The organism is Cyclobacterium sp. L-R, from assembly GCF_056859355.1.
On record NZ_JBSXOH010000084.1, the window covers coordinates 84835 to 100110 of the forward strand.

Sequence of the window (15276 nt, forward strand, 5' to 3'; positions counted from 1 at the left end):
AAACATGAAGAATTTTAAATATATATTGCTGTGCTTAACTATCTTTTCATTGGTGGCATGTCAAGAAGATTTATTAGAAACAATTCCAAACGATAGGATTTCAAAAGAGATCTTTTGGAAAACACTAGAAGATTTAGAATATGCCTCTAATGCTGTTTATCCTTCTTTGGACGGAACAAATATTTTCTATTTTGATGGAATAACAGATCAGTTGATGACCAACCATCCATTTAATTCAAACACGGATATTCAACGTGGGTTTGGTACTATCGCTTCAGGTAAATTTTATTCAGAGTGGCAAAATGCTTATAGAGGCATACGAAGAGCCAATGATTTTTTGGACAATGTAGACCTTGTAGAAGAGGATGATCAAGAGGCTATTAATAGGTTTAAAGGTGAAGTAATGACTCTTAGGGCTTACATATACCTTAAATTGATTATGCTGTATGGAGATGTTCCTTTGATTACTTCGGGAATAGATATTGAAGGAGGGCGTACGATCACAAGAACTCCAATAGTAGAGATATGGGATTTTATAGAAGATGAACTTTCCCAAGCGGCAGATTGGCTTCCATATGAAAATAATGGAAGAATTGATAAAGGTGCAGCTTTGGCATTAAAAGCCAGAGCAATGCTGTATGCTCAAAGGTACAACGAAGCCGCAGAAGCTGCTAAGGAAGTGATGGACAGTGGAGTCTTCAGCTTATACCCTGATTATTTTAATCTTTTTCAGTATGAAGGAGAAAACAATTCTGAGGTTATTCTTGCAAGGGAATTTGCGGTAGATGTAAACGCACATAATATTTATTCAAGCGTAGCTCCTTGGAGTCAGACTTCAGGAAGTAGTGGGAGTTTGTATGTGCCAACAAAAGCCATTATCGATGCATATCCAATGGCTAATGGATTGGCTATTGAGGATCCTGAAAGCGGTTTTGATCCTTATAATCCTTATGATAATAGGGATCCAAGGTTGAAACAATCAGTGTTTTTGACAGGCATTACACCTTTACCTGATGGAGGTACTTATGGAACCATTCCGGGCACAGATGGCTCAGATGCAGTTCAAATTACTGTTTATTCTACTGCTTCGGGTTTTAATGTGAGAAAGTATGTGGATGCTGCAGATTATAGTAATCCTTCAAACTCAGGTTTAAATATCATGTTAATTCGTTATGCAGAAGTATTACTGACTTATGCAGAGGCTAAAATAGAGCTGGGTGAGTTGGATGAAACTGTTTATGCTGCAATAAATGAGGTGAGACAAAGAGAAAGCGTTATGCTACCTTCAGTAACATCAGAACAAGCTTCAACTCAAGAAAGTTTGCGCTCCATTGTCAGAAATGAGCGCCAGATTGAGTTGGCATTTGAAGGATTCCGCTTATTTGATATTCGAAGATGGAAAATTGCTGAAGATGTGATGCCCGGTGTTCCACTTGGGATGCAATATGTAGATGGTGATGGCAATTTGATTCAAATTTCGCTGGATGGTTTTGATAGGTCCTTTGATCCTGAAAGGGATTATCTATGGCCTATTCCTAACAGGGAAAGAGAATTGAATACGGCATTGACCCAAAACACAGGTTGGTAAGGGTAAGCACTCCCGGATTTTCTGGGAGTGCTTATTTATTTATCCATTTTGTAAAAGGATAACAAAACTTAAGGAGTCTTTACCAAGTGATAAACAGGGGCATATTTTGAAAAAGGAACTGCCATTGGAAAGCGATAAATCCTTTCATGGCATGAAATAAGTACCTTAAATAGATTAATCTTGTAGGCTTCAGGAATTTTGCCTAATATCAGTTACCAAAAAGAATAATTTGGTAATATCACTTAATTCCACCACCTGTTTTAATCACAATTATACCGAATGCAAAGACCTCATATTAAATTTAATAGTATTGTTTTAGTTCTATTAGGAGCTTGTTTTCTAAGTAGTATTTCTTCATATGGAAGACAAAGTCCCAATTCAACTTCTCCTCCAAATATCCTTATCATTACCGTAGACAATGTAGGCTATGGGGATTTTAGTTTTATGAATGAGGCTTCACCCATATTGACCCCTAATTTGAATAAATTAGCCAAACAAGGGGCTATTTTGACTGATTTCTATACCGGTTCTCCTACATGTACAGCCTCTAGAGCTAGTTTGCTTACCGGAAGAATACCCCAAAGAAACAAATTGGACTATCAGCTTGGAGGATTGGCAGGAAATTATGGCATTGGTCTTCCACAAACTGAAATTATTATTCCAAAGGTATTGAAAAACAGCCCTCATGGATACCAGACGGGTGCTTTTGGAAAATGGAACATTGGCTTTGCCCCGGGTTCAAGGCCAACTGAAAGAGGTTTTGATGAGTTTTTAGGAATTGCTTCCGGAAATGTTGACCACTTTTCACATGTATATGCAGGACGCCATGACCTTTACCACAATACAACTTCAATCAATAGGCATGGTGAGTACAGTACAGACCTGTTTGCCAATGCTGCCATAGATTTTATTAATGAGAAAACAAACGAAAAGAAACCTTGGATGGTGTATCTTCCATTTGATGCACCACATCATCCGGGAGACAGAAACATAGCACCTGGGGAAGAGAATATATGGAAAGCACCAGATTATGCTTTTAAGCCTTATGGTTTAAAGCCTTCAGAGAAGGACCCGAAAAAAAGATTCAATGCCATTGTCACTGCCATAGACATGGCGGTAGGTAGGGTACTGAATTCATTGGAAGAACTTGGAATTGCGGACAATACTTTTGTGTTTTTCTATTCTGACAACGGTGCTTTTTATCCTTACTTAGATATACAATCCAATGCTCCTTTGAATGGAGCAGGAGTGACCCTATGGGAAGGTGGAATCCGAGTACCTGCATTGGTAAGGTGGCCAGGAAAAGTCAAAGCCAATTCTACTATAAACACCAGGCTTTGGTCCATAGATTTGATGGTAGCAGCAGCAAATTTAGCCCAAGCTGAATTGCCACAGGACAGGTATTATGATGGGAGAAATCCTTTGCCAGTATTGACTGGAGAAACCACTCACTCTCCTCACGCTTCCATGTTTTTTAAATACAAAGGGCAAGAGGCTTTGATCTGGGGAGATTATAAAATTCTTAGGGAAAGTAATAGGGAACCTTGGAAATTATTTAACCTGAAGAAGGATGTCTCAGAATCCAATGACCTGGCAGAAAAGTCTCCGGAATTGGTATTAAAATTAGAACAAGCATTTAAATTAACGGAAGAAGAAATAAAGAGTGACTTGGAAAGAGAGAAAAGTAATGCCCTGCTTCTCCAATAAACAATAAATAGATTTCATGAAAACCCAACAAAAATTTCTTTTAACATTTGGAATTTATTTCCTCGGGTTATTGATACCTGTGGATACGATTGCACAACAGGCAAAGAAACCCAATGTTCTTTTTATTATTTCAGATGACCTTACGACCACAGCAGTTTCTTCCTACGAAAATGCTGCAGGTTATACGCCAAATATTGATCGATTGGCCAATGAAGGAACGAGGTTTACAAGGGCCTACTGTCAATATCCGGTTTGTGGACCTTCCAGAGCCTCCATGATGTCAGGATACTATCCCCATGCCACAGGTACATTTGGCTATGTGAGTGGGAGAGAGAATATTGGTCCTGATAAAAAGATGTGGCCTCAGCTCTTTAAGGAAAATGGCTGGTTTACAGCCAGGGTAAGTAAGATTTTTCATATGGGAGTTCCAATAGACATAGAGAAAGGATCAAATGGCACAGACGATGAAGCTTCATGGAATGAAAGATACAACAGTCAAGGCCCTGAATGGACTGCAGATGGGGAAGCGGAATTGGTGCAAAACAACCCCTTTGGATTATTGCCAAGAAAGGGTGGGAATGTAATGACCATAGTGAAGGCTGATGGGGATGATTTGGTTCATTCTGATGGTAAAACAGCCGAAAAAGCATCTTCCTTAATTCGGGCACATAAAGACGAGCCATTCTTTTTAGCCGTTGGCTTGGTTAGGCCTCACGTGCCATTTGTTGCCCCTAAACCTTATTTCGATAGGTTCCCTTATGAGCAAGTAGTTTTACCTCCAAAAGTCAAAGGTGATTGGGATGATATTCCTGAGCGTGGAATAAATTATGTCACCACCCTCAACGCGAAAATGACAGAAGAACAGCAGAAGAAAGCCATTGCAGCTTATTATGCTTCAGTGAGCTATATGGATGCTCAGGTTGGCAAAATTCTAAATACACTAAAAGAAGAGGGACTTGAAGACAATACCATTGTTATCTTCACTTCTGATCATGGCTTTCATTTGGGAGAACATGATTTTTGGATGAAGGTGAGTTTAAAAGAAGAATCCGTAAGGGTGCCTTTGATCGTGAAAATACCGGGCAAAAAAGCCCAGGTTTCTGATAGTTTTGTGGAATTAATTGACCTGTATCCAACCATAGCTGAGTTGGCAGGAGTGAAGGTAAAGGACAATATCCAAGGCATAAGCTTTGTTCCAACTTTAGAAGACCCCAATTTTAAAACCAGAGACATGGCATTTTCTGTCAATAGGTGGGGAGGGAAGCATGCCTTCTTATTGAGGAATGACAAGTGGGCATTTACTCTTTACAATGAAGATGGAAGTGATGGTGTTGAATTATTTGACATGGAACATGATCCCAAACAATTTAATAACTTGGCGAATTTCCCTGCTTATCAAGATATTGTAGCCCAGCTAAAGGAGGAAGTCAGCAAGAAGTTAGTGGCCATTAGAAACAATGATTTGCCGGCAAAACCGGCAAAATAAAAATGATAATTAATGATAAACCCAATGAATGAACTGACTTCTAAATACTTGAAACATTACTTTCTTTTGGTTCTTACATTAGGGCTTTTTGCCTCATGTAATGAAAAGGCTGAAACTCAAGAAAGCCTACCCAATGTAGTACTTCTGCTTGGCGATGACCATGGCTGGGATGAAACCGGATACAATGGACATCCATTTCTCCACACGCCTGTATTGGATGAAATGGCTAAATCCGGTGTAAGAATGGATCGATTTTATTCGGCATCTCCGGTTTGCTCCCCTACCAGGGGTAGTATCATTACCGGGAGACATCCCAATAGGTATGGCACTTTTACCCCGGGGTATTCTATACGTCCGGAAGAAATTAGTATAGCAGAACTCATGAAAAATGCAGGTTATGTTACTTCTCACTTGGGGAAATGGCACCTGGGCCCTGTCAAAGAAGCTTCACCTACCAATCCAAAGCATTTTGGGTTTGATGAATACCTTTCTCACGATAATTTCTTTGAAATGAATCCTCATTTGTCAAGAAATGGAGCCGAACCGGTTGTTTTTGAAGGGGAGAGTTCTGAAATTTTGATTGCAGAGGCCATCGATTTTATCGAACGTTCCAAAGAAAAAAATCAACCCTTTTTTATTGTGATCTGGTATGGCTCTCCTCATGAGCCCTATAGTGCAAAACCCGAAGACTTGGCCTTGTATGATAATTTACCGGAAGATTTCGGAAATCGGATGGTTAGGCTGACTTCCAACGAAACCGGTGGACCGGTAGAACGGCTGCAACGTGAAGTCTTAAGGGAACGATTCGCTGAAATCACAGCCATGGATAGGTCTATAGGGCAATTAAGAACCTATCTTGACGGGGTGGGAATTCGAGACAATACCTTGCTATGGTACTTTGGCGACAATGGAACACCTCAGGAGGGAAATGCAACAGTTCCTTTCAGAGGTCAAAAAGGACGGGTATATGAAGGGGGGGTGCGAGTTCCTTCAGTTTTGGAATGGCCTGAAAAAATAAAGAATCCTTTTATTACCGAGGGTCATGGTGTTTCCAGTGATGTATTTCCTACCCTTTGTGAAATTACAGGTCAAGCACTTCCTGACCGACCCATTGATGGCATCAGTCTCTTGCCTATGCTGGAAGGAAAAATGGATAAAAGACCAGAGCCTATCGCCTTCTGGAATGGTAGACCAAGAAACAATGGCGAAGGTTTGGCCGATTATATAGACCCGGAATTACAAAAAGGTACCTCACCTCTAGTAAAGTTGATGAATGGGATACCTACCAGAAACTTTAAAAATTTTAAGCAAACGGATATCCAAGAGGAGGATTTTTCCGGTCCTCGGACTTTATTGGGTAATCAATACAAATTGGTGATCCATGGAAGTACTGGTGAGGCAGCCGAAAAAGAACTCTTTGATATCAATGCAGATCCGGCAGAGGAAAATAACATACTATCAGATCACCCGGAAATTGCCGAGAAAATGGAAAATACTTTACATGATTGGCAACAATCCGTCTTAGAGAGTTTGATCGGAAAGGATTATCAATAAATAAATGGATCAAGGATTGGAGCAATCAATGGTGGTTGCTCCATTCTTTTTTTTATGTAAAATTATTCTCGTTTTCCCATCAACGGTTATTTGGTAATCGCCATAAAAAGCGGATAAAGAGTAATTCCCTTCTGCATCGGTAGTGCCGGTTTTTTCTGTCCACCAAGTTTCAAATATCAACTTTTGGTAGGCATAAGCTGCCCGTTTTGGCTGCCAGTCGCGAGTATATAAAGAAGAGGCAGGTATCCAATTGGCTCCTTCCCAAAATCCCCACATTAGGATACCTTCCACTGCCGGATGGGCAAAACAAATGCTATAATAATCCACCAATTCAATGGCATTTTGTTTTTCTTCTTCAGGACTCATAACCAATTGCGTGTCTTTATGTAATTTGGATCGTTGGCCAGGCATATTGAATTCAGTGATTCGAATAGGAAGACCAAATTGTGCCAAAGAGTCAAGACTGCGTTTTAGCTCCTTTCTGTCAAAAGTACTGCCATGCAAGTGACCCTGCACGCCAATACCAGTAATAGGAACATTTTGGGCTAAGAGTGCTCTAATTTGGGCCAAATAGTCTGCCAATCTGTTTCCTGTTAGGATATCGTAATCGTTGAGATAAAGTTGAGCGTCAGGATCCCCTTCAAGCACCCATTTGGCCATTTTCGCGGTTATGTCCGGCCCCAGCCGATCTTCATAATAATTGCCATGGATCATTTCATTGTTTAGATCGTATTCTACAAAGCGCCCTTTGTACCGTCTGGCAATGGAAATGGCTCGATTTTTTATGGTTGCCTCCAGTTCTTCATCACTCAATTCCATTATCCAAGGCTGTACAAATTTCTCTATGCCCCAGAATAAGTTATGCCCCCTCAGAGGGATATCATTTTCATCTGTCCAATTTAGTATTCCTTCTACTGTTAAGTGATTGACTTTGCCTTTTTCCCTTTCCATATTGGCCCACTTGAGTGCATTTTCTGTAACGGCACTGTTAAAGTTTTTCAGGAAATAGGTTTTGTATTGGCTTAGGTCATCAGGGTTCATGTTCCCCGATCCCAGACCATTGGCAATGGCTGCTCCAAACCAAAATTCATGGGAAAGTTGCTTGATGGAGACCTTGGTTCCCGGCTTGGCATTGACAATCAGCTTGCCTTTTCTATGCTTGGCAATAGCTTGGTCGGTAGGGTTCGATTGGGAGAAGCAGGGTAAAGCTATAGAAAACAAAATACCCAAAATAGGAAGGAGAGAATGAATTTTAAGCATGGAGAGATAGAATTATCTTTTGGCAATTGATTAGTAAATATATTATTTATTCACTGATATAAAAATTTGATTTAGAAACACCTAGAAGGATTAATATTTAGTAATTGCAGGAGATCCATATATTGGAGGTAATTCATTTTAAACAATAGCTACTGTTTTATTACTATGAAAAATAGAATTTAATGCAGTTAATGAAGTGAATAACCAGAATTTATTTTAATAACTAATATAATATTTGAAATTTAATACTAAATTTTTAATCTTTATAAATAAAGTATATACAATGGGCAAAAAAATAACGACCCCAGTAGAAAAGATCTACTGAGGCCCTTATAAATGTTTTCACAACGGAATAATCCTTATTGTGAATTGCTTCAAATTGGTAATGCAATATAGCTTTTAGAAGTTAAATTTTTATAAATATGAAAAAAATTTTGGGGTTGGATTTAGGGACTACCTCCATAGGTTGGGCATTTATTCAAGAGCCGGATAAAGAAATAATAGGGAGTCAAATTAGAGATATGGGAGTAAGAATTGTTCCTATTACTTCTGATGAAGAAAATGATTTTTCGAAAGGAAATAAAATTTCAATTAATTCAGATCGAACTTTAAAAAGAGGAGCAAGAAGAAATCTTCAGCGGTTTAAACAAAGGAGATATGCATTACTTGATGTTTTTAAGAAAAAGGGTTTGGTTTCTTCTAACTTTTTGTACGCTGAAGATGGCCCTTCTTCTACATTTTCCACATTGAAACTTAGGGCAAAAGCAGTACAAGAAAGAATTGAGTTAGATGAATTTTTAAAAGTTCTTTTACAAATTAATAAAAAGAGAGGTTACAAAAGTAATCGAAAAGCAAAATCAGTGGAAGATGAAGGTAGTGTCATAGATAGTATGGAAATTGCTAAGAAGCTTTATGAGAATGGATTAACCCCTGGACAATGGGTTTATAAAGCTTTAATTAGCGGCAATAATAATATTCCAGACTTTTACCTTTCAGACTTACAGGAAGAGTTTAAAATAATAGTGGGGTGTCAAGGGGAGTTTTATCCAGAAATCTTGAATTCATCTTTTATAGAAGAATGGATGGGAAAGCCTTCCACTCCAACTAAACAATTTTTTAATAAGAATGGAATTCAACTGGTTGAAAGTAAAGGTAAAAGAGACGAAAAAAAATTACAATTATATCAATTACGTTCGAAAGCAGTTACCTCTCAAATTGAACTTTCTGAGATTGCCTTAATTCTTTCGCAAATTAATTCTCAAATTAACAATTCCAGTGGTTATCTGGGCGCAATTAGCGATAGAAGTAAAGAGCTGTATTTTAAAAATCTGACTATAGGTCAATTTCTATATGAGCAAATAAAAATAAATCCTCACACAAGGTTAAAAGGTCAAGTGTTTTATCGTCAAGATTATCTTGATGAATTTGAAAGATTATGGAGTGTTCAGTCCAGGTTTCATTCTCAACTTACTGACAATTTGAAGAAAACCATTAGGGATATTTCTATTTTTTATCAAAGGCCACTTAAGTCTCAAAAGCATTTAATTAGTAATTGTGAATTTGAACCCAACCATAAGGTAGTTCCTAAGTCACATCCTGTATTTCAAGAATATAGAATTTGGCAAAATTTAAATAACCTTTTTTTAGCCAAAAAAGATAACCTGAATGAAAAACTCGAATTAGCTCTTGAAGATAAAATATTATTGGCTGAGCAATTGGCCTTTAAGAGAGAAATGTCCGTTTCCGACGCTTTAAAGTTGATGAACCTAAAACCGAAGGAGTGGGAGCTTAATTTTCAAAAGCTTGAAGGAAACCGAATCAATTACGCTATTTTTGATGCATTTGCTAGAATTATAGAGCTAGAGGATGGAGAGTCCATTGATTTAGCAAAGATGAAGGCTGATGATATACTCGATCTGTTTTCTGAAGCTTTCTTGAGAATTGGAATTGAGCCGCAATTGCTTCGAGTAAGTAATGAAATTGAAGGAACAGAATATGAAAAACAGCCATATATTCAATTTTGGCATTTATTGTATAGTGCTGAGGATGATGAAAAGTTAAAAAAATGTCTAATCAAAAAATTTGGATTCAAACCAGAACATACCAAATTTTTGTTAGGAATTAGCCTTCAAGAAGACCATGCCTCCTTAAGTAGTAGGGCAATTAAGAAAATTTTACCTCATCTTCAATCAGGTTTAATTTATGATAAAGCATGTACTTATGCAGGTTATAACCATTCTTCGTCATTGACAAAAGAGGATAACGAAAATAGGGAATTAAAACCTGAACTGGAATTGCTGAAGAAGAACTCTCTTCGTAATCCGGTAGTGGAAAAGATTCTCAATCAAATGGTTAATGTGGTCAATGCTATAATTAAAGATCCCAATCTAGGGCGCCCAGATGAGATCAGAATAGAAATGGCTCGTGAGTTAAAAGCCAATGCAGAGCAACGAAAAAAAATGACCTCTCGTATAGCTTCAGCAACTAAAGATCATGATAAGTTTCGTAGTATATTAAAGAAAGAATTTGGTTTGGTAAGAGTTACCAAAAATGATTTGATACGATACAAACTATGGTTAGAGACGGGGGGAATTTCCATCTATACAGGAAAGGTTATAGAGGCAAGTAAACTTTTCACCAAAGAATATGATATTGAGCATATTATTCCTAAAGCAAGGCTTTTTGATGATTCTTTTTCAAATAAAACAATTTGTGAAAGGCAGCTCAATATTGATAAGTTGAATGCTACCGCTTTTACTTTTCTTCAGGATAAATTATCACCTAAGGAATTTGAGCAATATCAGGAGAGGGTTAAAGGCTTTCAAGGGAGATTAAGTAAAGCCAAAATCCAAAAACTCTTGATGGCTAATGATAAAATACCGGAGGATTTTATTGCAAGACAACTTCAGGAAACGAGGTATATAAGTAAAAAAGCCAAAGAAATTTTATTCGATGTTGTAAGAAACGTAACAGTTACAACAGGAATAATTACTGATAGGCTTAGGGAGGATTGGGGACTTGTTGATATTTTAAAAGAGTTAAACTGGGAAAAGTACGATAAACTTGGATTGACTTATACAGTTGAAGGAAAGAATGGTGAAAGATTAAAAAATATTAAAGATTGGAGCAAGCGAAATGACCATCGGCACCATGCCATGGATGCCCTAACAGTTTCGCTAACCAAGCCTGCATATATTCAATATCTTAATAATCTCAATGCTAGAGCTATAGATGGTGCAAAAGGTTCCCAGATCTTTGGAATTGAACGTAAATACCTAAAGAGGGAAAATGGTAAACTTCGTTTTATTTCCCCAGTTAAAAACATAAGGTCGGAAGCTAAAAATTATCTTTCTAAGATTTTGGTTTCTTATAAAGCCAAGAATAAGGTTGTTACGATTAATAAAAATAAGACTAAAAAACAGAAGGGATTCAATGAGCAGATTGTCTCTACTCCAAGGGGACAACTTCATAAAGAAACTGTATATGGAATGTCACATTCATATGTCACCAAGCTTGAAAAGGTTGGAGGAGCTTTTGACGAACAGAAAATAAAAACTGTTGCTAAGAAAAAGGAGCGAGATGCCTTGCTAAAAAGACTAGCTCAAAATAATAATGATCCTAAAAAGGCATTCACAGGGAAAAATTCTTTAAATAAAATGCCTATTTACTTGAATTTTGAAAGAAATATAAAAATGCCAGATAAAGTTAAAACCGTCACCTTGAATAAGAATTATACCATCCGGAAAGACGTTGCCCCAGATCTTAAAGTTGAAAAAGTCATTGATTCGAAGATTAAAAGGGTTTTAGAAAGTCGTTTGGAGGAATTTGGTGGTAATTCAAAATTAGCATTCTCAAATATAGATGAAAACCCCATTTGGCTTAATAAAGAAAAAGGAATTGCTATCAGAAGGGTGAAAATTTCTGGTGTTAGTAATGCCGAGGCACTTCACAGCAAGAAAGATCATTTCGGTCAACCAATAATAGATAAGGAGGGGAAAGAAATACCAGTAGACTTTGTGAGTACCGGGAATAATCATCATGTAGCCATTTATGAAGATAACGAGGGTAACCTACAAGACGAGGTGGTATCATTTTTTGAAGCTGTTGTTCGGAAAAATCAAGGTTTACCTATTGTTAATAAAAATCATTCTAAAGGGTGGAAATTTTTGTTTACATTAAAACAAAATGAATTCTTTGTATTCCCTTCAGAAGATTTTGATCCTTCGGAGATTGATCTTCTTGATGATAGAAATAACCATTTGATTAGTCCAAACCTGTTTAGGGTACAAAAGTTCTCGAAAGTTGTATATGGAAATTCTGCAGTAAGAGATTATGTCTTTCGTCATCATTTAGAATCAACTCTCAATGATTCAAAGGACCTCAGGGATATGGGGTTTAAACAGTTAAAAAGCCTACAGTTCTTTCAAGGAATTATTAAAGTACGTTTAAATCATTTAGGTAAGGTAATTCAAGTTGGAGAATATTAACAATGGAACCTGGGCAAACGTACCACATTTACAATCATGCCAATGGAGTCGAAAATCTTTTTCGGGAGGGGGAAAACTATCGGTTTTTCCTTCGTCAATATGCCAGATATCTTGGAGAGGTAGTAAATACTTATGCCTACTGTCTGATGCCTAATCATTTTCATTTTCTGGTTGCTGTACGTAAAGACCTGCCAGGTTTTCAAAACCTGGCAGGTCTGAAAGGACAAAGCAAAATTGGCCATGCCTCCAGAAATCCTGCAACCAAGGCCTTTAGTGATTTTTTCAATTCGTACACTAAAGCTTTTAACAAACGATTTGAGAGGAGAGGTAGCCTTTTTATAGAACATTTCAAAAGAACGCCAATTCAAACTGAACGACAATGGCAGGAAACATTCCTCTATATTCACCTCAATCCTTTAAAACATGGCTTTGTAAAAGATCCAAAAGATTGGAAATGGTCCAGTTGGAAGACTTATGAACGTCCGGATATGGCATCTTATCTTGAAAGGTCTTACTATCTGAATTTCTTTGACAGTTGGGACCATGTTTTGAATCTGGTGGAAATGAAAAAGGAATGGTTGATAAATAAGAATTTAGAATAAGACTTAAAGAAAACATGTTTAAAGATTGTCAGTGATTTTTTTCCTGAACAAAATAAAGAAAAGATGATTAAGCGTACCTTATTTTTTGGTAACCCGGCTTACCTCAGCACCAAAAATGAACAACTGAAAATCAGCTTTCCTGAGGATGATAAGGCGGACAGGATGGTGGCCATAGAAGATATTGGGATGATTGTTCTAGAAAACCAGCAAATTACCATTACTAATGGGCTTTTGTCCAAGCTAACAGATCGGAAAGTAGCTGTTGTTTCCTGTAATGCCCAGCACCTCCCGGAAGGATTGTTATTGCCTATGCAGGGACATTCCGAACAAACAGAGCGCGTTCGATTTCAGTTAAGCGCTTCCCAACCCTTAAAGAAAAACCTTTGGCAACAGACAGTCGCGGCTAAGATTAAAAATCAGTATGATTTACTGAAGGAAAAAGGGAAGGAATCGAAACGAATGAAGTACCTGTATAAAAATGTAGCATCCGGAGATACTGGTAACCATGAGGCACAGGCAGCAGCGATTTACTGGCAGTACTTATTTGAATTACCTGAATTTAACCGAGGGCAAATCGGTATTCCTCCCAATAACCTGTTGAATTATGGTTATGCCATTCTTAGGGCAGTTATTGCTAGGGCTTTGGTTTCTTCAGGTATGTTACCCGGAGTGGGCATTTGGCACCGGAACAAATACAATGCCTATTGTTTGGCAGACGATATCATGGAACCTTACCGGCCTTATGTGGATTTGGTGGTAACGCATATAGTTGAAACTTATGATGCATATGATGTATTGACTACCGAATTAAAAAAGGAATTGCTTAGTATTCCGGCCTTAGATGTAAATATTGATGGACAGAAAAGTCCTTTGCTCGTGGCTGCCTCTCGGACTACATCCTCCTTATATGATTGCTTTGCCGGCGTTAGTCGTAAAATCATTTACCCAGAATATGGATGAAAATTATTTCTCACGTCTTAATCAATACCGCAGTTTGTGGGTCTTAGTTTTTTTTGACTTGCCCACTGAGACCCGAAAGGACCGAAAAGTGGCCACCAAATTCAGAAAGCAACTTTTGGACGATGGGTTTTCCATGTTTCAGTTTTCCATTTATATGCGTTTTTGTGCCAGTCGAGAAAATGCAGTAGTACATATTAAAAGAACGAAAAAAAACCTTCCACCCAAAGGGAAAGTTGGGATTATGTGCATTACCGACAAACAGTTTGGTATGATGGAATTATTTTATGGGGCCAAGCCGCAGGAAAAGGAGGCTCCACCGCAACAGTTGGAGTTGTTTTGAAGGATTTTTATAGGTTGGTAAAAGCTGTAAGTCCTTTGGTTTTGTTTGGTAAAATCCGGTTGCTTTTTTAAATCTAAATAGTCATGTAAAATACAGCATACCAGACACTTAAAGTGGGGTATGCTGTGATTATCATATGAAGATACCAATTTGAAAGCAATTCACAACCAGAACGTTACGCTATCTATAATGGTGATTGCTGTGATTATCATATGAAGATACCAATTTGAAAGCAATTCACAACTAGCTGGTGAATTAGTGTAAAAATCTCTTCGCTGTGATTATCATATGAAGATACCAATTTGAAAGCAATTCACAACATATACCTGTAGATTATTCCCACCATATATGCTGTGATTATCATATGAAGATACCAATTTGAAAGCAATTCACAACTATAGCCCCATGTATATCTCCAAATACCCAGCTGTGATTATCATATGAAGATACCAATTTGAAAGCAATTCACAACACAGAGAAGTGATGTCAGCAGTAGAAAGGGGCTGTGATTATCATATGAAGATACCAATTTGAAAGCAATTCACAACACGGGTGCGGTTGGTTATAAGAATAAGTATGCTGTGATTATCATATGAAGATACCAATTTGAAAGCAATTCACAACAAAGGAAAGAGTTATGATGATTACACTGAAGCTGTGATTATCATATGAAGATACCAATTTGAAAGCAATTCACAACATAACATAGATTCCGAAATAATTTCAGATAGCTGTGATTATCATATGAAGATACCAATTTGAAAGCAATTCACAACAAATTCTCCCCATCTATCCAATCCAGCTCACCTGTGATTATCATATGAAGATACCAATTTGAAAGCAATTCACAACTTTACTCTTAATCTAAATCTAACAGTACCAGCTGTGATTATCATATGAAGATACCAATTTGAAAGCAATTCACAACTGCAAACACCAATCAAACTAAATATGGTAAGCTGTGATTATCATATGAAGATACCAATTTGAAAGCAATTCACAACAGATTATCTAAAGATGTATTTTCAGGATCAGCTGTGATTATCATATGAAGATACCAATTTGAAAGCAATTCACAACATCTGGCACTCTTTCTTTCCCAGTAGTCTCGCTGTGATTATCATATGAAGATACCAATTTGAAAGCAATTCACAACCTAAACCATCCAGTTGTTTTTCCTCTATATGCTGTGATTATCATATGAAGATACCAATTTGAAAGCAATTCACAACCTAAATCTGTAACAGCATCTTTTGCATGCAGCTGTGATTATCATATGAAGATACCAATTT

9 protein-coding genes and 1 CRISPR repeat array (1 of these 10 only partly in view) are annotated in these 15276 nt (G+C 37.4%); of the genes, 8 read left to right on the plus strand and 1 reads right to left on the minus strand.

Features of this window, described 5'->3' with window-relative positions; genetic code table 11:
• Window positions 1-4: 4 nt before the first annotated feature.
• The 4 genes from AC13EX_RS16245 (at window position 5) to AC13EX_RS16260 (ending at window position 6335) form a co-directional block, all read left to right on the plus strand.
• A complete protein-coding gene (locus AC13EX_RS16245) occupies window positions 5-1588 on the plus strand; it encodes a RagB/SusD family nutrient uptake outer membrane protein (protein WP_482893482.1) in 1584 nt (527 codons plus the stop codon).
• 279 nt (window positions 1589-1867) lie between these two features.
• Complete coding sequence (locus AC13EX_RS16250) at window positions 1868-3295, plus strand: sulfatase-like hydrolase/transferase (protein WP_482893483.1); 1428 nt, start codon at window positions 1868-1870, stop codon at window positions 3293-3295.
• Between the two features lie 16 nt (window positions 3296-3311).
• Window positions 3312-4781 (plus strand): sulfatase, encoded by a 1470-nt coding sequence (locus tag AC13EX_RS16255; protein ID WP_339711996.1) that lies wholly within the window; start codon window positions 3312-3314, stop codon window positions 4779-4781.
• Window positions 4782-4793: 12 nt separating this feature from the next.
• On the plus strand, window positions 4794-6335 hold the full coding sequence (locus tag AC13EX_RS16260) for a sulfatase family protein (RefSeq protein WP_482893484.1): 1542 nt from the start codon (window positions 4794-4796) through the stop codon (window positions 6333-6335).
• Between the two features lie 9 nt (window positions 6336-6344).
• Here the strand turns inward: AC13EX_RS16260 and AC13EX_RS16265 are convergent, their stop codons facing one another.
• Window positions 6345-7595, minus strand: a complete 1251-nt coding sequence (locus AC13EX_RS16265) for an endo-1,4-beta-xylanase (protein ID WP_482893485.1) — start codon at window positions 7593-7595, stop codon at window positions 6345-6347.
• 422 nt (window positions 7596-8017) lie between these two features.
• On the opposite strand from AC13EX_RS16265, the gene cas9 reads away from it, so the two are divergent.
• From cas9 to cas2, 4 genes are all read left to right on the plus strand, one after another.
• A complete protein-coding gene (cas9, locus tag AC13EX_RS16270) occupies window positions 8018-12082 on the plus strand; it encodes a type II CRISPR RNA-guided endonuclease Cas9 (protein WP_482893486.1) in 4065 nt (1354 codons plus the stop codon).
• Window positions 12083-12084: 2 nt separating this feature from the next.
• Window positions 12085-12684, plus strand: coding sequence for a transposase (locus AC13EX_RS16275; protein ID WP_482893487.1), 600 nt, complete (start codon window positions 12085-12087; stop codon window positions 12682-12684).
• 63 nt (window positions 12685-12747) lie between these two features.
• Entirely contained in the window at window positions 12748-13644 is an 897-nt protein-coding gene (gene cas1, locus AC13EX_RS16280; RefSeq protein WP_482893488.1) for a type II CRISPR-associated endonuclease Cas1, read from the plus strand.
• A complete protein-coding gene (gene cas2, locus AC13EX_RS16285) occupies window positions 13637-13984 on the plus strand; it encodes a CRISPR-associated endonuclease Cas2 (RefSeq protein WP_482893489.1) in 348 nt (115 codons plus the stop codon). Before cas1 ends, cas2 begins: the two co-directional genes overlap by 8 nt.
• 122 nt (window positions 13985-14106) lie before the next feature.
• Window positions 14107-15276: direct repeats of the CRISPR family, unit length 46 nt; unit sequence GCTGTGATTATCATATGAAGATACCAATTTGAAAGCAATTCACAAC; it runs 472 nt beyond the window's last position.